Source organism: Phyllobacterium sp. OV277 (assembly GCF_900104355.1).
Taxonomy (GTDB): Bacteria; Pseudomonadota; Alphaproteobacteria; order Rhizobiales; family Rhizobiaceae; genus Phyllobacterium.
Window position 1 is genome coordinate 1073876 of sequence record NZ_FNIY01000002.1, and the last position, 18388, is coordinate 1092263.

Consider the following 18388-nt stretch of genomic DNA (forward strand, 5'->3'; position numbering starts at 1 on the left):
TGTTTCGCGGGTAGATGGGTTAGTCTGCCAGAGGGTGGTGCTCCGTGACAAGGCGGTGCAGCCGCTCCTCCATGACATGGGTATAGATCTGGGTCGTTGAGATATCCGAATGACCCAGCAATTGTTGTACCGCACGCAAATCCGCGCCATTCTGCAGGAGATGGCTGGCGAAAGCATGCCGTAACACGTGGGGTGAAATTGCCGAAGTAACAAGTCCGGCACGGGCCGCAAGCCGCTTCAATTCACGGGCGAAAACCTGCCGGGCCAGAAAGCCAGATTCGGAAATTGCCGGGAAAAGCCAGGGATTATCGTCAAGGTTAGGCAGGGCATCGCGCACGGCAAGATATTTGCTCATCGCCTCGCGCGCTTTGCCTGAAAGTGGCACCATGCGATCTTTCGAGCCCTTGCCGCGCACCATCAGAAAGCGATGGTCGGAACGCGCCACTGTCACAGGCAGCCCAACCAGTTCTGAAACACGCAAACCTGTCGCATAGAGAATCTCCAACAGCGCGTGCAGACGCAGAGCCCGCAAATGATCACTCGCGGGTGCAGCTGCATCAAGCGTTTCCAGTTCAGCGCGCGCCAGCAGTTTCTCCACGTCCATCTCGCTCAGGATTTTGGGCAGGGAGCGATCTTTCTTGGGCGCATCAAGTGTGCCCGTCGGATCATCGGTGCGGATATTCTCCGTATAGAGAAAGCGGAAGAACTGACGCAGGGCGGAGAGTCGCCGGGCCTGCGAAGTAGCTGCATAGCCACGCCCGGCAATATCATCGAGATAGGCGCGAATTGTTCCAGGCTCCGCCAAGGTCAGCTGTATGCCCGTCGCGCTGGCAAAGGCAGCGGCATCATCCAGATCGCGGCGATAGGAATCGAGCGTGTTTTGCGCCGCGCCGCGTTCGGCGCTCATCATCTCAAGAAACGTCTCTATGGCTGCTGCTGCGCGCATGGGTTTACTTTGGATTGCCTGGTTTGGGGTTGAGCTTTTCAGTGGGAATGCGGATGGTCAGTTCAGTCTGTGTCGGATGTACAAAGGTGACGAGCGCCAGCATACCGGCATAAACGAGCCCGGCGAGAACCGCGAGGGTTAGGATCAATCGGGTCAGTGTCGGCATCAAATCGTCTTTGCAGGCTGGCTTCAGGTGTTCCATAATCTTGCAATGGAAACTCTTATGAATTGATGAAGGTCCGGCAGACTGAGAAACCCGCACTTTGCCATAGTTTGCTTGACGAAAGCCCGGTTTTCCTGTCGAAACGCATTTATGAACAGCATTGATGATATTCTTGGCACAGCAGAGGTTCCGGAGTTGGCACGATCCATCCGTGAACGGCTGGGCCATCGGTCTATTGTGCTCGTCGGATTGATGGGTGCAGGCAAATCCACCGTGGGTAAAAAACTGGCTTCGCTGGTCGAATTGCCATTTTTTGACGCGGATAACGAGATTGAAAAAGTCTCGACCATGACCATTCCTGAGCTGTTCGAGGCCTATGGCGAAGCAGAGTTCCGTGATCTGGAGCGCCGGGTTATTGCGCGTATGCTCGAGGATGGGCCGATTGTTCTGGCGACGGGCGGCGGCGCCTATATGAATGAGCAGACCCGCGGTACAATTGCTGCGGAAGGCATATCGATCTGGCTCAATGCGGAACTCGACGTGCTGATGAACCGTGTGGTGCGCAAGCAGAACCGGCCGCTCCTCAAAAATGACAATCCGCGCGCGGTCATGGAACGGCTGATGAGCGAGCGCTACCCCGTATATGCGCAGGCGGATCTCACCATTCATTCGCGTGAGGAAAAGAAGGAAATCATTGCTTTTGAGGCAATGCAGGCCGTTGCACAGCATCTGGACGACAAGGAATCGCTGATATGAGCGAGCAGACGACAGTTCCCGTAAAACTCGGAAACCGCTCCTACGATATTCTCATCGGCTCGGGCCTGATCGAACGTGCAGGGCAGGAAATTGCCGCGCGCACCGGCGCTAATCGTGTTGCCATTGTCAGCGACGACAATGTTGCAGCCCTGCATCTGCAGCGCCTGACCGAAAGCCTCAAAGCGGGCGGGATTGATTCAACGCCGATCCTTGTAACGCCGGGCGAAAAGTCGAAAGGCTTTGCCACGCTGGAAACCGTTACCAATGCGATCCTCTCCGCACGGCTGGAGCGCGGCGATATCGTGATTGCCTTTGGTGGCGGTGTGATCGGTGATCTTGCCGGTTTTGCCGCCAGCATTGCACGGCGCGGCATGGGTTTTGTGCAGATACCAACATCACTGTTGGCACAGGTGGATTCATCCGTCGGCGGCAAAACGGGCATCAACACGGCGCATGGCAAGAACCTGGTCGGCGCGTTCTACCAACCACAACTGGTGCTTGCAGATACAGATGTGCTGGATACGCTGAGCCCGCGTGAGTTCCGTGCGGGTTATGCGGAAGTTGCCAAATATGGCCTGATTGACAGGCCGGATTTCTTTGAATGGCTGGAGAAGAACTGGCAGGGTATTTTTGACGGTGGTCCGCAGCGAACCCACGCTATTGCTGTATCGTGCCAGTCAAAAGCCGATGTCGTGGCGCGCGATGAGCGTGAAACCGGCGACCGGGCGCTGCTCAATCTCGGCCATACTTTTGGTCATGCACTGGAAACCGCGACGAATTATGATTCCACCCGCCTCGTGCACGGCGAAGGTGTTTCCATCGGCATGGTCCTTGCGCATCAGTTTTCGGTCAAGATGAACCTAGCGAGCGCCGACGATGCCAAGCGGGTTGAGGCGCATTTGCGTCATGTGGGCCTGCCTGTCTCCATCAGTGACATTCCGGGCGAACTGCCCACGGCTGAAAAGCTCATGGATTATATTGCGCAGGATAAAAAGGTAGCGCGCGGTGCGCTGACCTTTATCCTGACGCGCGGCATTGGACAGTCCTTTATCGCCAAGGACGTGCCGCCATCAGCAGTGCTCAGCTTTTTGCAGGAGAAGCACCCAAAATGAACCTTGAACTCTGGATCTTTTGCGGAATCATCTTCCTTCTGATCCTGATGTCTGGTCTTTTTTCAGGATCTGAAACAGCGCTGACCGCCGTGTCGCGCGCCCGGATGCATCGGCTTTCCAAGCGCGGTGACGACCGGGCGACGGTGGTCGAAGGTCTTATCGAGAAGCGCGACCGGCTGATCGGCGTCATGCTGATCGGCAACAATCTGATCAATATTCTCGCATCGTCCCTGACAACGAGCATGCTGCTCAACCTGTTCGGGCAGGCGGGTGTTGCCTATGCGACTGCGATCATGACCGTACTTCTGGTGATTTTTGCCGAAGTTCTGCCGAAATCCTGGGCAATCTCCAGCCCTGATCGCAATGCGCTGGCGCTGGTACGGTTCGCGCAACTTGCAGTGTTCATTTTTGGCCCGTTGTCTGATCTCATCAACTGGATCGTGCGGCTTATCCTCCGCCTGTTTGGCATTGATCTCGGTTCCGTGAAATCAATGCTTTCGGCGCAGGAGGAACTGCGCGGCGCCGTCGATCTTCTGCATCGGGACGGCTCGGTGGTGAAACGCGACCGCGACCAGATCGGCGGTCTGCTCGATCTGCGTGAGCTTGAAGTCTATGACGTGATGATCCACCGGACGGACATGGATTCAATCAATGCCGACGATCCGATCGAGGATATCGTCAACCAGATCCTTGCCAGCCATCACACCCGCATTCCCGTCTGGCGCGGTGACAATGACAATATTGTCGGTGTTGTGCACGCCAAGGATCTGGTGCGCGCCATTCGCGATGCCAATCGCGATTTTTCCAAGATCAACATCATGAAGGTGGCAACCAAGCCGTGGTTTGTGCCTGATACAACCACGCTGCAGGACCAGCTCAATGCCTTCCTGCGCCGCAAGGCTCATATTGCCATCGTGGTTGATGAATATGGCGATGTGCAGGGTCTGATCACGCTCGAAGATATTCTTGAGGAGATTGTCGGTGATATCGCCGACGAGCACGATATCGATGTGCAAGGCGTTCGTCCGCAGCCCGATGGGTCGGTGCTGGTCGATGGTTCCGTGCCGATCCGCGATCTTAATCGTGCACTGGATTGGCATTTGCCGGATGCGGAGGCCACAACCATCGCTGGTCTTGTCATTCACGAGACCCAGAGCATTCCGACCGAAAAGCAGGCTTTCACCTTCCATGGCAAGCGATTCACCGTGCTGAAGCGCGAGAAAAACCGCATCACGCGGCTTCGTATTCGACCTTTGGAGGATGACGAGAAAGCCAAACCGAATTAATCTCGATCCCTGATCGAGGCTCTTACAGACCGTATTCCCAGCAAATGTATCGAGGGTTGCATGCATATTATTATTGCGGTTCTAGGTGCAGCCGCGTTGATTTTTTACTGGATACTGAGAGCGCAATCGGCCGCCCGCGCGGTGCGTGAACTGGATCGGGATACAAGAGGTCTGAGGAGCAAGGCCAAATACAGGTTTGAAGGTTTGATAGGCTCTCGTTACCGGCGAATCCGTGATCCGCGGCTGGCGGCAACGGTTCTGATGATCCAGCTGGTGCGCACCGGCACACCACTCACCACCGACGAAAAGCTCAAAATCATAGAACTGATCAGCGGCCCGCTACAGATTGACGACCCCGATGCAATGTTCAAGAGAGCCTGGCAATACACCAAGCAACGGGGTTTCTTTTCGCCTATTGCCGATGAAATGGTGCCGATGCTGCGCGACCGCCTGACAATGGACGAGCGCTTCCAGCTGATTGACATGTTGCGGCAAACGGCGTCTGCCTATGGCGAGGCGAGCGAATTGCAAACCGGAATGATTTCGCGTCTCAAGCGCCAGCTGGTGCAGGTTTAGCGGCGTGTCGCTTCACCCGGTGCTGTTGGTTCCAGCGCCAGAGCATGGACGCTGCCTGCCAGTTCGTCCTTCAACACGTCATTGATTGCCCGGTGGCGTGCAACCCGTGAGAGGCCGGAAAAGGCATCCGCGACAATGCGCACGCGAAAATGCGTTTCACCCGAACCGTCAAATGTGCCATGATGCTCGCTGTCTTCATGGTGGTGGCCGGCATGAAGATGACTTTCGTTGATGACGGTCAGTGAAACAGGATGAAAAGCCTGCGTCAGTTTGTTTTCGATAGCTGACTGAGTGGACATTTCGTTCTCCTGCGCCCATATGGTAATTTCATTTGGCAAATCCGTACATGATCACAAATTTACCGCCATTTCAGGCGTTAGGTTGATCCATGGGCAATTGTCAATTCTTGTCTTGTAAACCAATCCGTTGATAATCGTACGCAATGACCTCAAATTCGAAATATTTTGACAGTATCCGTATCCGCCCGAAAAAGGCGGAAGAGGAGAAATCGCGCGTTCCCGTGTGCCAGTGGGATGGCTGTGAAAAACCCGGTCCGCACCGTGCGCCTGTTGGTCGCATGAAAGAAGGCGAGTTCTTCCATTTCTGCATCGATCATGTTCGCGAATATAATAAAGGCTATAATTATTTTTCCGGCCTTTCCGATGTGGAAGTTGCGCGCTACCAGAAGGAAGCGCTGACAGGCGACCGCCCCACCTGGACCGTTGCAGGTCTGCCGGGAAGCGGTGCAGGTGCCAGCGCGGCAGCCGCCGCTACAGGCGGTGCCAAGACATCGCCTGATTTTTCCAAACTGCGTTCAGGCCGGGCTGCCTATCAGAATCGCTTCCGTGACCCGAACAGCGTGTTCGGGGATGCGCGGCCGGCTGCGCGCCTGCGCAAAGCCAAGCCTTTGGAGGCAAAAGCGCTGGATACGCTGGGTCTTGATGTAAAAGCCACTGGCGAAGACATCAAGTCGCGCTATAAGGAGTTGGTGAAGCGCCATCATCCCGATGCAAACGGCGGTGATCGGGCTTCCGAGGATCGTTTCCGCGACGTTATCCAGGCTTATCAATTGCTCAAACAGGCTGGTTTTTGCTAGGACCGTGTTTGGCTGAATTCGAAGCCTCCCATTTGAGGCTTCATGGGTGTGACTATTTTATTGCGTCTGCGCGTGCAGTCGCGCTGGAGGCATGATGAATAAGGTTGATCGCGATATTGCGAATTTGCCGGATACAACGGTTTCTGCCGCAAAGCTTTTCGGATTTGATACCGACATGATGGTTCCTGCCTATAAGGCAGGTGATGCATATGTGCCGGAAACCGATCCGGATTATCTGTTCGACAAGCAGACCACACTCGCCATTCTGGCCGGGTTTGCCTTCAACCGACGCGTCATGGTGTCCGGTTATCACGGCACAGGTAAATCAACCCACATCGAACAGGTCGCGGCCCGCCTCAACTGGCCATGCGTGCGCGTCAATCTCGACAGCCACGTCAGCCGTATTGATCTTGTTGGCAAGGATGCGATCGTCGTCAAGGAAGGCATGCAGATCACGGAATTCCGTGACGGTATCCTGCCTTGGGCCTATCAGCACAATGTGGCGCTGGTGTTCGATGAATATGACGCCGGACGCCCCGACGTTATGTTTGTGATTCAGCGTGTTCTCGAATCCTCCGGCCGCCTGACCCTGCTCGACCAGAGCCGCGTTATCCGTCCGCATCCGGCTTTCCGCCTGTTCTCAACGGCAAACACCGTTGGTCTTGGTGATACGACAGGGCTCTATCACGGCACGCAGCAGATCAATCAGGCGCAGATGGATCGCTGGTCCATTGTGACGACGCTGAACTATCTGCCGCATGACAATGAGGCTGCAATCGTTCTGGCGAAGGCCAAGCATTACCAGAACAAGGAAGGCAAGGAGATCGTCTCGAAGATGGTTCGCGTTGCCGACATGACCCGTGCGGCCTTTATCAATGGTGATCTGTCGACGGTGATGAGCCCGCGTACGGTTATCACCTGGGCCGAGAATGCCGATATCTTCAAGGATGTCGGCTTTGCGTTCCGCCTGACCTTCCTCAACAAGTGCGATGAACTGGAGCGTCCTATCGTTGCCGAGTTCTATCAGCGCGCGTTCGGCAAGGAACTGCCTGAGTCAACGGCCAACGTGGTCATAGGCTGAGCGTCATCAGAGCATGGCGGGACCCGGAGACAATTCACGCACAAATCCGAAAGGTCCGGTTGATTCCGAACCTTTCAAGCGCGCGGTTACGGCCTGCATGCGGGCCATTGCCGGCGACCATGAGATGGAAGTCGGATTTGGCAATGATCGTCCGGCGCTGACAGGGCACCGGGCTCGTCTGCCCGATCTGCCAAAACGCCCCACGGCGAACGATATTGCGGTAACTCGCGGCATCGGCGATTCCATGGCACTGCGCAAGGCCTGCCATAATGACCGTGTCCATGCGACGCTGGCGCCTGAGGGCAAGCAGGCGCGGGCGATTTTCGATGCGGTCGAACAGGCGCGCGTCGAGGCTATCGGCGCGCTGCGCATGGATGGCATGGCTGAGAATCTGACCTCCATGCTCTCAGACAAATACTCTCGCGCCAATTTCCCTGCTATTACCGACAAGGCAGAAGCGCCGCTTGAAGAAGCAATTGCGCTCATGGTGCGCGAGAAGCTGACGGGCCGCAAAGCGCCTGAGTCGGCTGGTAATGTCGTAAACCTCTGGCGCGACTGGATCGAAGAAAAAGCTGCGGATGACCTTGAACATCTCGGTGCCAAGATCAACGATCAGAACGCCTTTGCCCGGGTTGTGCGTGAAATGCTGGCTTCCATGGAGATGGCTGAAGAGCTGTCACAGGAAAGCGAGCAGGACGACGAGCAGGAAAACAACGACGACGCGCCTGAGCCCGAAGAGAACAATGAGGGCGGCTCCGATGAAGATCAGGGCAGCGATGCCTCCGAGGATGATGATTCGGAAAGCGCCAGCGATGACAGCCAGTCGGGTGAAACCGAAGCGGCGGATGCTTCGTCTGACGATATAGATGATGATGCGGATACGGATGCGGAAATGCCCGGTGAGGCGCGCCGTCCGAATCAGCCTTTCTCCAATCTTGGCAGTGAGAGCGGCTATAAGGTTTTCACGCAGGAATTCGACGAAACCACCGATGCGGAAGAACTCTGCGACGATGCGGAACTGGAGCGCCTGCGCGCATTCCTTGATAAGCAGCTCGCCAATCTTTCCGGTGTCGTCGGGCGTCTGGCAAACCGTTTGCAGCGCCGCCTGATGGCGCAGCAGAACCGCTCATGGGATTTCGATCTGGAAGAGGGCTATCTCGATCCGGCGCGCCTTGTGCGCGTTGTCATCGATCCGACCCAGCCGCTTTCCTACAAGCAGGAACGCGATACGGATTTCCGCGATACGATCGTCACGCTGCTGATTGATAATTCCGGCTCCATGCGTGGCCGCCCTATCACGGTTGCGGCGACCTGTGCTGATATTCTGGCGCGCACGCTCGAACGTTGTGGTGTGAAGGTCGAGATTCTCGGCTTTACCACCAAGGCGTGGAAGGGCGGTCAGGCGCGTGAAGCGTGGCTGGAGCGCGGCAAACCCGCCAATCCCGGTCGTCTCAATGATCTGCGCCACATCGTCTACAAGCGTGCTGACGCCCCATGGCGCCGCTCACGGCGTAATCTCGGGTTGATGATGCGCGAAGGGCTCTTGAAGGAAAACATCGATGGCGAAGCCCTGATCTGGGCGCACCAGCGTTTGCTGGGACGGCCTGAACAGCGCAAGATCCTGATGATGATTTCTGACGGTGCGCCTGTTGATGATTCCACCCTGTCGGTTAACCCCGGCAATTATCTTGAACGGCATCTGCGCGCGGTCATTGAAGAGATCGAGACACGCTCGCCGGTCGAGCTGATCGCTATCGGTATTGGCCATGATGTGACGCGGTATTATCGCCGTGCCGTGACCATCGTCGATGCGGAAGAATTGGCGGGTGCCATGACCGAGCAGTTGGCTTCGCTGTTTGAAGAGCAGGAACAGCGCCGCGGTGCCGGTAGATCATCTGCGCGGAAACGTTAGCATGAACCGTATTGCGCTGATCTTGCGGCGCATACGGTTCTTACCCGTCCTTGCCATTCTGGGTGTGTTGCCATCCCTTGCGCAAACAAATGCCGTTGCAACGGCAGTGGTTACAGCCCGGCCTGTCTCCTATTTCCGCATCGGTTCCACCGAAACCCGCTTTGGCGACCTCGAATTTGTTGGCGGTCTGGAACTACGGTCCAGCAATGGCAATTTTGGCGGCATGTCGGCGTTCCGCTATCTCGATCAGGGCAAATCCTTTCTCGGCATCACCGACACAGGGTTCTGGTATGCGGGCGATATGCAGCGGGATGCAAAGGGTGTTCCAATCTCCGTCAGCGATTTTCGTCTGGCCCCGATTCAGGATGCCGGAGGCAATGCCGTTGAAGGCAAACGCAATGCGGATGCGGAAGGCATGGCCGTATCAGGCAAAACGGTTACGGTCTCATTCGAGCGTATCCACCGCATTGCCGAATTTGATCTTGATCTGAAGGATTTCGCCTCACGGCCGAAAGATTTGCCGCTGCCTGTTCCGAAAGCCGAACTGCGCAACAATCGCGGTTTTGAAACGGTCGCCTACGCACCTGCGGCGAGCCCGTTGAAGGGCGCGCGGGTCGCGGTTACCGAGAAGAGCATCAACAAGGCGGGTGATATCTATGCCGCTGTGCTGGAAGGGCCCGGCAAGGGTATCTTCTTCGTCAAGCGGCTGGATAGTTTCGATATCAGCGACGGGGATTTTCTGCCCAATGGCGACCTCCTGTTATTGGAGCGCCGGTTCAATCTTGCCAGCGGCGTCATGTTGCGCATCCGCCGGATTGCCGCTGCCGATATCAAGCCGGGTGCGACTGTGGATGGTCCGTTCATCCTTGAGGCTGATATGCGCGATCAGATCGACAATATGGAGGGTCTGGCTGTCTGGCGGGCCGGGGATGGCTCGACCCGCATCTCAATGATGTCCGATGACAATACGTCGATCCTGCAGAGAAATCTCTATTTGGAATTCCGGTTGGCCGAATAGATTGCGGGGGCGAAAATGGCAAGGATCGCGCCATAGGGCACCAGCATCACCACCGCCATGACAATCTTCACCATCAGATCGCCGAAACCGAGTGAAGCCCACAGGGGTATCATCTGGCCAAGGAACGGCACAGGCATGGCCAGTGACGAGTCGGCCTGTCCCGTGGCCGCATCGATCCATGCAAATTGCGCGGCAAAGGCGATGGAGAAGAACAAGAGCGTATCAAGCAATGAGCCGAAGACCGCCGATGCAAAGGGCGCTTTCCACCATGTCAGTTGACGGAGTTTGCTGAACACCGTGATGTCGAGCAGTTGCGCGCAAAGAAATGCCGTGCCCGATGCGATGGCGATGCGCGGCGTTGCCAGCCAGATCGACAGGATCACCGCAATGAAGAAACCGGCATAGACGACCTTGCGGGCGAATTCCGGCCCAAAACGGCGGTTCGACAGATCATTGACTAGGAAGGCGATGGGATAGGTAAAGGCCCCGTAGGTCAGGATTTCGCCCAATCCGAAATGCTGGAATGGATACTGCACCAATATGTTTGATGCTGCCACCACTGCGCACATGGCGAGGACGGGGAGAATGAAATCTGACAGGGTATAGGCGCGCGAAAGCGGCATTTTTTTATCCTGGGTAATGGAACCAGCAACAATAAGGCCAGCATGCGCTGGCCTCAAGCGATTATGATTTTAGAACCGTGTTGCCCGATCAGGCAGCAACAGGCGCTTCAGCCGACTTCTTGGCAATCTGGCGCTTCAGGAGGCGGGCACGCTGTGACAGCTCCTTCTCGTCAGCCTTGTTCAAGAATGCATCCAGACCACCGCGATGTTCAACGGTGCGCAGGGCATGGGCCGAAACACGCAGACGGAAGCTCTGACCGAGAGCTTCGGAGATCAGCGTAACGTGGCACAGGTTTGGCAGGAAGCGGCGGCGCGTTCTGTTGTTCGCGTGGCTCACATTGTTGCCGTACTGTACCGATTTAGCGGTCAATTCACATGTGCGGGACATTTGGGTCTCACCTTCAAAATTCATTACCTATAGCCCGAATGTTCTTTTTACCATCACACGTCGCCGTGCAGCGGCGCGCTTATCGGACAGGCGGCCTATTGGGAAGTCGCGTTTCTATAGTGATATGAGCCGCGCGCGTCAAGTGTGCTTGTGCTCTGGTTTTGTGTATTTAACCGACCTCGCGTAATGTTTAACACAACTTTGCCTGCTTTATACGGTCTCACCACAGGCAATTCTTACATATACGACTTAGGAGCAGGACATGACTGGTCCCATTCAGCGGCCCGGCTACAGGAATACAGTGTTGGCTGCGGCGTCATTATTGGCGATTCTCTGTGCAGTGCCCGCCAGCGCAGAGGAAATCTATAAATCCGACTACCGGGTTTCCCTGCTTGGCCTGACAATCGCCAAGTCGTACTTCACGACCCGCGTTGCGGACGGTGCCTATGAAGTCTCGGGCAGTTTGCGCAGTTCAGGACTGGTTACTGTGTTTGACGACACCAAAGGTACGATTGACGTCAAAGGTCAGTTTACCAAAACCGGGGCAGTGCCCAATTCCTATGTGGTCAAATACCGGCATGGCAAGAAGGACAAGAGCACTTCGATTGCCTTCGCCAAGGGCAATGTGACCGAGACCACCAATGTTCCGCCCGTTCAAAAGAAAGACAAATGGGTGGAGCTTGCGCCTGAGTCCCTGCTGGGCGCCGCAGACCCGATTTCCGGCGTCATGGTCGCAGCCGATAGCATCGGTCAGGTCTGCACCCAGACTTTGCATCTTTATGACGGGCAGACGCGGGTGGACCTTAAACTTTCTCCCGTGGGCGCTCCACAACCGTTCTCTACCAAAGGTTTCAAGGGCGATGCGGTCACCTGCTCGGTCAAATTCATTCCCATTGGCGGCTACCGGCAGGGCCGCGATGCGATCGAATATCTGAAAAACAAGAGCAAGATCAGTCTCACCTTTGCATCGCTGGGCAAGTCCGGTATCTATTCGCCGGTGCAGGCAAAGATCAGCACGCAGATTGGGACGGTTACCGTTTACGCGACCCGTTTTGAAAAGATGCAATAGAAGCGGCAGGGGCGCCGCTCTTTCCTAACGGGGGCGGCGCGTGGCTACGTTTGTCGGTTTTCTTGCGGTTATCATGTGGGCGATGCTCGCGCTTTTCACCGATATGTCGGGCAAGGTGCCGCCGTTTCAGCTGACAGCCATGACATTTGCCATTGGCGCCAGCCTCGGGCTGATTTCATGGCTCTGGCGGCCGGGTGCAGCAAAGCATCTGCGCCAACCGGCAAAGGTCTGGCTGCTCGGCGTTGGCGGCCTGTTCGGCTATCATTTCCTGTATTTTACTGCCCTGCGCAATGCGCCCACAGTTGATGCGAGCCTCATTGCCTATCTCTGGCCGCTGTTCATCGTGGTCGGCTCGGCGCTGATGCCGGGCGAGCGCCTGCGCTGGTTTCATGTGGCGGGAACATTGCTCGGCCTTGCCGGTACGGTGCTGATCATCACCAAGGGCGGTAATGTCGGCTTTGAAGCCAGATATGCCTTCGGTTACGCGATGGCCGGGCTCTGTGCGATCACATGGGCTGCCTATTCGCTGCTGTCGCGGCGCTTTGCCAGTGTGCCCACCGATGCGGTGACAGGCTTCTGCCTGGCAACGTCTGTTTTGTCGCTGATTGCGCATTTGCGGCTTGAACAGACCGTATGGCCCGAATCGCCAACGCAATGGCTGGCGGTGCTTGGGCTTGGGCTTCTGCCTGTTGGTGCGGCGTTCTATTGCTGGGACTTTGGCGTCAAGCGCGGCAATATTCAGGTTCTGGGCGCGTTGAGCTATGCATCGCCGCTTTTGTCGACGCTGGTGCTGATCATCGCCGGCGCCGCAGAACCAACGGTTCGTGTTCTCGTGGCCTGTCTGCTCATCACCCTTGGCGCGGTGCTTGCCGCCAAGGAGATGATCTTGCGCAAACCGAAGCCTTAGGGCTGCCAGCCCGGTTCAGCCAGTTCGAACTGGGCAAACTCAAAGCCCGGCGCAACCGTGCAGCCGACAAGCGTCCAGTCGCCAAGAGATTTGGCCGTCTGCCACTGCCCGGCGGGAACGACGGCCTGCGGGCGTTCACCGGCAAGAAGATCAAGCCCGAGCGTGTGGGTTTCGTGCGGGCCGCCTTCTTCGGCAATGGTGAGCGCCAACGGTGCGCCGCCATACCAGTGCCAGACCTCGGCCGCATCCTTCACCCGGTGCCATGCGGACACTTCGCCCTTTTCCAGAAGAAAATAAATGGCCGTGGAATGCCCGCGCCCGCCAACCGGCCAGTCACCCTGATTGTCGCGAAAAGTCTGGATATAGGCCCCGCCCTCCGGATGCCGTTCCAGCCCGAGTGCCTTGCGGATCTGATCTGCGGTCAATGTCATCAAAAATTATCCTTCCGCTTGCGGATTTCAGTGAAAACAGCCTCGTCGCTGGCATTTTCCAGTTTCAGGTTTCGACGGATTGCCGGATCGTGCCAGCGCAGGAATGGATTGGTGGCCATTTCCCGCAGCATCGTGGTGGGCAGGGTCGGCAGCCCCGCTTCACGCAAGGCATAGATTTCCTTGGCCCGCTCTTTCAGCGCCGAATTATCCGGATCGATTGTCAGCGCGAACCGCGCATTGCTTTCCGTATATTCATGGCCGCAATAGATCTGTGTATCAACCGGCAGCTTGACCAGATGGTTCAAGGATTTGAACATGGTGGCCGGTGTTCCCTCGAACAGGCGCCCGCAGCCAAGCGAAAACAGTGTATCGCCGGTGAAGACGACCTTGGCATCGGGGATGTAATAGGAAATCTCGCCCGCCGTATGGCCGGGTGTCGAAATAACCTCGACGTCAAAATTGCCGAAGCGGAAATGGTCGCCGTGCTTCAGCGCGCGGTCAATGCCCGGTATATTGGCCTTCTCCGCATCAGGGCCGAGGATTTCCAGCTTGAAACGCTTTTTCAGCGCCAGATTGGCACCGACATGATCATTGTGGTGATGGGTCGAGAAAATATGCGTGAGTTTCCAGCCCCGGCGTTTCAGGGCTTCCAATACGGGCTTTTCTTCCGGCGCGTCGATGGATGCGGTGAGATTGGCGTCGGGATCGTGGATCAGCACGCCGAAATTATCGCTGAGCGCGGTGAATTGTTCTATCTGGAGGTTCGACATGGGAGGGCCTGTGCGGTTTGAACTTTGCCGTCAGGATAGCCAGCTGTCTCCAAGGTGCAACCCATCTTCAAGCCATTTTCTTGATGTTATGATTTGCTGTCTGGAACAACGGATATTCCAATGGTTCCATTTGAATATCCGTTGCTCTAGGCTGATCTCATGCATCTCGACATTATCGACCTTCGCGCCTTCTATGCTTCCACTCTTGGTCATCTGACCGAGCGGGCGATTTCCATGGCTCTTGTACCGATCTGGCCGAAATTGCCCGGGGAACGCCTCGTTGGACTTGGCTATGTCGTGCCCTATCTCGACCGGTTTCGCGGCGACACCGAGCGGACCTTTGCCTTCATGCCCGCCGGGCAGGGCGCCATCAGCTGGCCGCCAGCCGAAGCCTCATCCACGGCGCTGGTGTTTGAAGAAGATTTGCCGCTGCCTGACTCCGCCGTGGACCGTATTTTGATGGTGCATGCGCTTGAGCATGCGGAAGACCCGCGCGAAACCCTGAAAGAAATGTGGCGGGCGCTCGCGCCCAATGGCAGGCTTGTTATTGTCGTGCCAAACCGGCGCGGGCTCTGGGCGCGTTTCGAGCATACGCCGTTCGGCAGTGGGCGGCCCTATAGCCGCGGGCAGCTGATCCGTATTTTGCGGGAGACCAATTTTACGCCGGGGCCATGGGCCGAGGCTCTGTTTTTTCCGCCATCATCAAAGCGCTGGATAATGCGCCCTTCCGGATTGTTCGAGCGGATCGGGCGGCGTTTTTGGCCTGTGTTTTCGGGGGTGCTTATCGTGGAAGCACAAAAGCGAATTTATCAGGGGTTGCCGGTCGCCAAGCGTTCATCCCGCCGTGTTTTCGTGCCCGTGTTGTCACCGCAGGGTACCGCGATGCATCATAAAACTCATGAAGACTGAGTAGTTCGCGTCAGCATTGTGCGTGGTTCGTGGTTCGACAAGCTCACCATGAGGGAGATGGGGGATGAACGATAATCGCAAAGATCGCAGATCACAAAGGTTGTAGAGATTGCAATTCACAAAAGTTGCAGAACTTGACTCCCTTTCATCACCTCTCTCCCTCATGGTGAGCTTGTCGAACCACGAACCACGAACCACTGTCCACCCAGGTACCGGCAGCGCTTAGCGTCGGAGCAAAAACACCGCCTGTTGCCCAAAGAGGTTCCAGAAGCCCCAAGGCATATTAAAACCAAGCCGCTGCCCCAAGGCATTCAGGGCCACAGCCGTTTCCACCTGCGCGCCGACTTCCTTTGTCATGTCGACAAAATCGTTGATGGTGCAGAAATGGATGTTGGGCGTGTCGTACCAGCTATAGGGCAGTTCTTCCGTCACCGGCATGCGGCCATTGACCAGCAGCGAGGCGCGCATGCGCCAATGGCCGAAATTCGGGAAGGAAACGATAGCCTTTTCGCCGATGCGCAGAAGTTCGCTTAAAACGTTCTTCGGATTGCGTGTGGCCTGCAATGTCTGCGACAGGATTACATAGTCAAAGCCGTCATCGGGATAATATTTCAGATCGCTGTCCGCATCGCCCTGAATGACCGAAAGACCGCGCGCCACGCATTCATTGACACCCTTCTGCGACAGTTCAACGCCGCGCCCGTCGACATTCTTGGTGTTCTGCAACAACTCAAGCAATTGGCCATCATCGCAGCCAACATCAAGCACCCGTGCGCCGGGGTTGACCAGCGATGCAATGACGTCGAAGTCGACGCGGGTCGTGGTGTTGATGCTCATGGTTGCAAAAGCCCCTTGGCGCGCGCTGCGGAGCGGATGAAACCATTGATGGCCGAAAACATCTCCGGCTCATCAAGCAGGAAAGCGTCATGGCCACGATCCGTCTCGATCTCAACGAAGGATACGGATGCACCGGCAGCATTGAGCGCATGGGCAACGGTGCGGCTTTCGCTGGTTGGAAATAGCCAGTCGCTGGTGAAGGAGACAATGCAGAACCGTGTCTTTGACCCGGCAAAGGCCTCGGCCAGCCGCCCCTGATGCTCAGCCGCCAGATCGAAATAATCCATGGCGCGGGTCATATAGAGGTAGGAATTGGGATCGAAACGATCGACAAAGGACATGCCCTGATGGCGCAGATAGCTTTCGATCTGGAAATCTGCATCAAAACCAAAAGTCACATTCTGCCGGTCCTGCAGGTTGCGTCCGAATTTGCGGTGCAGGGCCGTTTCCGACAGATAGGTGATATGCGCCGCCATGCGGGCCACGGAGAGGCCTTTGCGCGGGATGGTGCCTTGTTCCAGATAGCGGCCTTCCTTCCACTCAGGGTCCGCCATGACTGCCTGACGGCCTACTTCATGGAAGGCAATGTTCTGCGAGGAGTGCCGGGCACCGGTGGCAATGGCAACAGCAGAAAAAACCCGGTCGGAATGGCTGGATGCCCATTCGAGCACCTGCATGCCGCCCATGGACCCGCCGACGACAGCAAACAACTGTTTTATGCCGAAATGGTCGACCAGCATCGCTTGTGCCCGCACCATATCGGCAATGGTGATGATCGACAGATCAAGCGCATAGGGCGCGCCCGTGGCGGGATTGATAGAGGCTGGGCCTGTGGAGCCAAGACAGCCGCCAAGCACATTGGAACAGATAACGAAGAAACGGTCCGTATCCACAGGCTTGCCGGGTCCCACAAGCGTCTCCCACCAGCCATTCTTGCCGGTCACAGGATGAACGTTTGCCACATGCTGGTCGCCTGTTAGCGCATGGCAGATGAGGATGGCATTCGACTTGTCTGAATTGAGCTCACCGTAGCTCTGATACGCGATGCGGAATGGTGAAAGCACAACACCGCTATCGAGACGCAACGGCTTGTCGGCGCCAAAATCCACCACAGGACTATGGGGATTTGTCGCTTCCTGACTTCTCTGGTCGTTACCGGCGGGCGCTTTGTTTGGCTTGGTCATGTTCACATGGTTATATCTTTATGGGTGGTTAGCTATGGTCGCGCTACCCGCAAAGTCAATGGTTTGTTTGATTTTCGAGGCCGCGTGTCGCAAGTTGGGCTCGACATCGGGCCTATTGGCGGTTATGCCCCGTGACTTGAGCCTTTCCTGTTTGGACAGAAAAGGCGCGCCTGCGATGACCATCGATTTCAACGATGCTACGGATCTTGAGAATCATGACAACCACATTGAAAGACACGCGTCCTACTCCGAAGCCCGGTATTCTTGATATTGCCGCCTATACGCCCGGCAAGGAATCGGCCCCCGGCGTTGCCAAGGTCTATAAGCTCTCTTCCAATGAAACTCCTCTGGGCGCGAGCAAGCACGCGACCGAGGCCTATCATGCTGCCTCTGAGCGCCTTGAAATCTATCCGGATGGTCAGGCTGCGCTGCTCAAGAAGGCAATTGCCGATGTTCATGGCCTGAACGCCGATAATATTCTGTGCGGCAATGGCTCGGACGAACTGCTTGGCCTGTTGTGCCAGACCTATCTCGCACCGGGTGATGAAGCCATTTATACCGAGCACGGTTTCATGGTGTACAAGATTTACATCATGGCCGCTGGTGCAACGCCGGTTATTGCCAAGGAAAAGAATGAGCAGGCGGAAGTCGACGCCATTCTTGCTGCGGTAACACCGCAGACCAAGATCGTGTTCCTCGCCAATCCGAACAACCCGACCGGAACCTATATTCCTTTCGAGGAAGTGCGGCGTCTGCATGCGGGCTTGCCAAAGAATGTACTGCTCGTGGTCGATGCGGCCTATGCGGAATATGTGCGCCGTAATGATTACGAAGCCGGTGTCGAACTCGTTTCGTCATTTGAAAACGTCGTGATGACCCGCACCTTTTCGAAAATCCACGGCCTTGCCGCTTTACGCATTGGCTGGATGTTCGCGCCTGCGCATGTCATCGATGCCGTTAACCGCATCCGTGGTCCATTCAACCTGAATTCCGCTGCCATCGCAGCGGGTGCTGCGGCTATCCGCGACCGCGCGCATGTCGACAAGGCTGTCGCTTTCAACGAAAAGTGGTTGCCATGGCTAACGGATGAACTGTCGGCACTGGGCCTGCGGGTAACACCGTCGGTTGGCAATTTCCTGCTCGTCCATTTTCCTGACGGTGCGGCGAAGTCAGCGGAAAAGGCCGATGCCTATCTCACCAGTCGAGGCTATATTTTGCGCCGCGTTACGGGCTACGGATTCCCGAACGCATTGCGCCTTACCATTGGGTCCGAGGAAGCCAATCGCGGCGTAGTCGCTGCACTCTCCGAATTCATGAAGTAGCA

General features: G+C 56.4%; 21 protein-coding genes. 12 read left to right on the forward strand and 9 right to left on the reverse strand.

Going from position 1 to position 18388, the window contains the following annotated elements; genetic code table 11:
- Nucleotides 1–19: 19 nt before the first annotated feature.
- Entirely contained in the window at nucleotides 20–946 is a 927-nt protein-coding gene (gene xerD, locus BLU05_RS11290) for a site-specific tyrosine recombinase XerD (RefSeq protein ID WP_091879960.1), read from the reverse strand.
- A 4-nt stretch (nucleotides 947–950) separates the two neighbouring features.
- A complete protein-coding gene (locus tag BLU05_RS11295; protein ID WP_091880273.1) occupies nucleotides 951–1112 on the reverse strand; it encodes a histidine kinase in 162 nt (53 codons plus the stop codon).
- 147 nt (nucleotides 1113–1259) lie between these two features.
- On the opposite strand from BLU05_RS11295, the gene BLU05_RS11300 reads away from it, so the two are divergent.
- From BLU05_RS11300 to BLU05_RS11315, 4 genes are read left to right on the forward strand one after another with little or no spacing between them, the layout of a single operon-like run.
- Entirely contained in the window at nucleotides 1260–1865 is a 606-nt protein-coding gene (locus BLU05_RS11300; protein WP_091879961.1) for a shikimate kinase, read from the forward strand.
- A complete protein-coding gene (gene aroB / locus BLU05_RS11305) occupies nucleotides 1862–2977 on the forward strand; it encodes a 3-dehydroquinate synthase (RefSeq protein WP_091879963.1) in 1116 nt (371 codons plus the stop codon). The genes BLU05_RS11300 and aroB overlap by 4 nt, the downstream gene beginning before the upstream one ends.
- Nucleotides 2974–4263, forward strand: a complete 1290-nt coding sequence (locus tag BLU05_RS11310) for an HlyC/CorC family transporter (RefSeq protein WP_091879964.1) — start codon at nucleotides 2974–2976, stop codon at nucleotides 4261–4263. The genes aroB and BLU05_RS11310 overlap by 4 nt, the downstream gene beginning before the upstream one ends.
- Before the next feature lie 60 nt (nucleotides 4264–4323).
- Nucleotides 4324–4839, forward strand: a complete 516-nt coding sequence (locus tag BLU05_RS11315; protein ID WP_091879966.1) for a hypothetical protein — start codon at nucleotides 4324–4326, stop codon at nucleotides 4837–4839.
- On the opposite strand, the gene BLU05_RS11320 is transcribed toward BLU05_RS11315, so the two are convergent.
- Nucleotides 4836–5138 (reverse strand): BolA family protein, encoded by a 303-nt coding sequence (locus BLU05_RS11320; protein ID WP_091879967.1) that lies wholly within the window; start codon nucleotides 5136–5138, stop codon nucleotides 4836–4838. The genes BLU05_RS11315 and BLU05_RS11320 overlap by 4 nt on opposite strands.
- A 143-nt stretch (nucleotides 5139–5281) precedes the next feature.
- Between BLU05_RS11320 and BLU05_RS11325 the strand changes: the two genes are divergently transcribed.
- The 4 genes from BLU05_RS11325 to BLU05_RS11340 all read left to right on the forward strand — a co-directional run bounded on the left by BLU05_RS11325 (nucleotide 5282) and on the right by BLU05_RS11340 (nucleotide 9946).
- Nucleotides 5282–5935, forward strand: a complete 654-nt coding sequence (locus tag BLU05_RS11325; RefSeq protein ID WP_091879969.1) for a J domain-containing protein — start codon at nucleotides 5282–5284, stop codon at nucleotides 5933–5935.
- 94 nt (nucleotides 5936–6029) lie between these two features.
- Nucleotides 6030–7016, forward strand: a complete 987-nt coding sequence (gene cobS / locus BLU05_RS11330) for a cobaltochelatase subunit CobS (RefSeq protein ID WP_091879970.1) — start codon at nucleotides 6030–6032, stop codon at nucleotides 7014–7016.
- A gap of 13 nt (nucleotides 7017–7029) precedes the next feature.
- Nucleotides 7030–8928: a cobaltochelatase subunit CobT gene (gene cobT / locus BLU05_RS11335; RefSeq protein ID WP_091879972.1), complete on the forward strand. Its 1899-nt coding sequence runs from the start codon at nucleotides 7030–7032 to the stop codon at nucleotides 8926–8928.
- A gap of 1 nt (nucleotide 8929) precedes the next feature.
- A complete protein-coding gene (locus BLU05_RS11340) occupies nucleotides 8930–9946 on the forward strand; it encodes an esterase-like activity of phytase family protein (protein ID WP_091879973.1) in 1017 nt (338 codons plus the stop codon).
- Here BLU05_RS11340 and BLU05_RS11345 read toward each other — a convergent pair.
- Together BLU05_RS11345 and rpmB are read right to left on the reverse strand one after the other, a co-directional pair.
- On the reverse strand, nucleotides 9919–10569 hold the full coding sequence (locus BLU05_RS11345; protein ID WP_091879975.1) for a queuosine precursor transporter: 651 nt from the start codon (nucleotides 10567–10569) through the stop codon (nucleotides 9919–9921). The genes BLU05_RS11340 and BLU05_RS11345 overlap by 28 nt on opposite strands.
- A gap of 88 nt (nucleotides 10570–10657) precedes the next feature.
- The gene (rpmB, locus tag BLU05_RS11350; RefSeq protein ID WP_091879976.1) at nucleotides 10658–10957 is read right to left on the reverse strand and encodes a 50S ribosomal protein L28; all 300 of its coding nucleotides are present in this window, start codon (nucleotides 10955–10957) and stop codon (nucleotides 10658–10660) included.
- A 262-nt stretch (nucleotides 10958–11219) separates the two neighbouring features.
- Here rpmB and BLU05_RS11355 point away from each other — a divergent pair, with 262 nt between their 5' ends.
- Together BLU05_RS11355 and BLU05_RS11360 are read left to right on the forward strand one after the other, a co-directional pair.
- Nucleotides 11220–12026 carry a DUF3108 domain-containing protein gene (locus BLU05_RS11355; protein WP_091879978.1) on the forward strand — a complete coding sequence of 269 codons (807 nt, stop codon included), beginning with the start codon at nucleotides 11220–11222 and terminating at the stop codon, nucleotides 12024–12026.
- Nucleotides 12027–12066: 40 nt separating this feature from the next.
- Complete coding sequence (locus tag BLU05_RS11360) at nucleotides 12067–12933, forward strand: aromatic amino acid exporter YddG (protein WP_091879979.1); 867 nt, start codon at nucleotides 12067–12069, stop codon at nucleotides 12931–12933.
- Here BLU05_RS11360 and BLU05_RS11365 read toward each other — a convergent pair.
- Both BLU05_RS11365 and gloB read right to left on the reverse strand, forming a co-directional pair.
- Nucleotides 12930–13364: a cupin domain-containing protein gene (locus BLU05_RS11365; RefSeq protein WP_091879981.1), complete on the reverse strand. Its 435-nt coding sequence runs from the start codon at nucleotides 13362–13364 to the stop codon at nucleotides 12930–12932. The two genes, BLU05_RS11360 and BLU05_RS11365, sit on opposite strands and share 4 nt — an antisense overlap.
- Nucleotides 13364–14134, reverse strand: a complete 771-nt coding sequence (gene gloB, locus BLU05_RS11370; RefSeq protein ID WP_091879983.1) for a hydroxyacylglutathione hydrolase — start codon at nucleotides 14132–14134, stop codon at nucleotides 13364–13366. Before gloB ends, BLU05_RS11365 begins: the two co-directional genes overlap by 1 nt.
- 159 nt (nucleotides 14135–14293) lie before the next feature.
- On the opposite strand from gloB, the gene BLU05_RS11375 reads away from it, so the two are divergent.
- Nucleotides 14294–15043, forward strand: a complete 750-nt coding sequence (locus tag BLU05_RS11375; RefSeq protein ID WP_091879984.1) for a class I SAM-dependent methyltransferase — start codon at nucleotides 14294–14296, stop codon at nucleotides 15041–15043.
- 222 nt (nucleotides 15044–15265) lie between these two features.
- Here BLU05_RS11375 and metW read toward each other — a convergent pair whose 3' ends face one another.
- Together metW and BLU05_RS11385 are read right to left on the reverse strand one after the other, a co-directional pair.
- Nucleotides 15266–15880 (reverse strand): methionine biosynthesis protein MetW, encoded by a 615-nt coding sequence (metW, locus tag BLU05_RS11380; protein WP_091879986.1) that lies wholly within the window; start codon nucleotides 15878–15880, stop codon nucleotides 15266–15268.
- A complete protein-coding gene (locus tag BLU05_RS11385) occupies nucleotides 15877–17064 on the reverse strand; it encodes a homoserine O-acetyltransferase MetX (RefSeq protein ID WP_244518275.1) in 1188 nt (395 codons plus the stop codon). The genes metW and BLU05_RS11385 overlap by 4 nt, the downstream gene beginning before the upstream one ends.
- A gap of 215 nt (nucleotides 17065–17279) precedes the next feature.
- On the opposite strand from BLU05_RS11385, the gene hisC reads away from it, so the two are divergent.
- Nucleotides 17280–18386 (forward strand): histidinol-phosphate transaminase, encoded by a 1107-nt coding sequence (gene hisC, locus BLU05_RS11390; RefSeq protein WP_091879989.1) that lies wholly within the window; start codon nucleotides 17280–17282, stop codon nucleotides 18384–18386.
- Nucleotides 18387–18388: the final 2 nt, after the last annotated feature.

What these genes read in the sequence shown, in the direction of transcription:
- BLU05_RS11365 (WP_091879981.1), bottom strand. Translation starts at nt 13,364, where the DNA reads ATGACATTGACCGCAGATCAGATCCGCAAGGCACTCGGGCTGGAACGG.
- BLU05_RS11355 (WP_091879978.1), top strand. Translation starts at nt 11,220, where the DNA reads ATGACTGGTCCCATTCAGCGGCCCGGCTACAGGAATACAGTGTTGGCT.
- BLU05_RS11315 (WP_091879966.1), top strand. Translation starts at nt 4,324, where the DNA reads ATGCATATTATTATTGCGGTTCTAGGTGCAGCCGCGTTGATTTTTTAC.
- cobS (WP_091879970.1), top strand. Translation starts at nt 6,030, where the DNA reads ATGAATAAGGTTGATCGCGATATTGCGAATTTGCCGGATACAACGGTT.
- BLU05_RS11385 (WP_244518275.1), bottom strand. Translation starts at nt 17,064, where the DNA reads ATGACCAAGCCAAACAAAGCGCCCGCCGGTAACGACCAGAGAAGTCAG.
- BLU05_RS11300 (WP_091879961.1), top strand. Translation starts at nt 1,260, where the DNA reads ATGAACAGCATTGATGATATTCTTGGCACAGCAGAGGTTCCGGAGTTG.
- BLU05_RS11375 (WP_091879984.1), top strand. Translation starts at nt 14,294, where the DNA reads ATGCATCTCGACATTATCGACCTTCGCGCCTTCTATGCTTCCACTCTT.
- BLU05_RS11345 (WP_091879975.1), bottom strand. Translation starts at nt 10,569, where the DNA reads ATGCCGCTTTCGCGCGCCTATACCCTGTCAGATTTCATTCTCCCCGTC.
- xerD (WP_091879960.1), bottom strand. Translation starts at nt 946, where the DNA reads ATGCGCGCAGCAGCAGCCATAGAGACGTTTCTTGAGATGATGAGCGCC.
- rpmB (WP_091879976.1), bottom strand. Translation starts at nt 10,957, where the DNA reads ATGTCCCGCACATGTGAATTGACCGCTAAATCGGTACAGTACGGCAAC.
- BLU05_RS11310 (WP_091879964.1), top strand. Translation starts at nt 2,974, where the DNA reads ATGAACCTTGAACTCTGGATCTTTTGCGGAATCATCTTCCTTCTGATC.
- aroB (WP_091879963.1), top strand. Translation starts at nt 1,862, where the DNA reads ATGAGCGAGCAGACGACAGTTCCCGTAAAACTCGGAAACCGCTCCTAC.
- BLU05_RS11325 (WP_091879969.1), top strand. Translation starts at nt 5,282, where the DNA reads ATGACCTCAAATTCGAAATATTTTGACAGTATCCGTATCCGCCCGAAA.
- metW (WP_091879986.1), bottom strand. Translation starts at nt 15,880, where the DNA reads ATGAGCATCAACACCACGACCCGCGTCGACTTCGACGTCATTGCATCG.
- BLU05_RS11295 (WP_091880273.1), bottom strand. Translation starts at nt 1,112, where the DNA reads ATGCCGACACTGACCCGATTGATCCTAACCCTCGCGGTTCTCGCCGGG.
- gloB (WP_091879983.1), bottom strand. Translation starts at nt 14,134, where the DNA reads ATGTCGAACCTCCAGATAGAACAATTCACCGCGCTCAGCGATAATTTC.
- BLU05_RS11340 (WP_091879973.1), top strand. Translation starts at nt 8,930, where the DNA reads ATGAACCGTATTGCGCTGATCTTGCGGCGCATACGGTTCTTACCCGTC.
- hisC (WP_091879989.1), top strand. Translation starts at nt 17,280, where the DNA reads ATGACAACCACATTGAAAGACACGCGTCCTACTCCGAAGCCCGGTATT.
- BLU05_RS11320 (WP_091879967.1), bottom strand. Translation starts at nt 5,138, where the DNA reads ATGTCCACTCAGTCAGCTATCGAAAACAAACTGACGCAGGCTTTTCAT.
- cobT (WP_091879972.1), top strand. Translation starts at nt 7,030, where the DNA reads ATGGCGGGACCCGGAGACAATTCACGCACAAATCCGAAAGGTCCGGTT.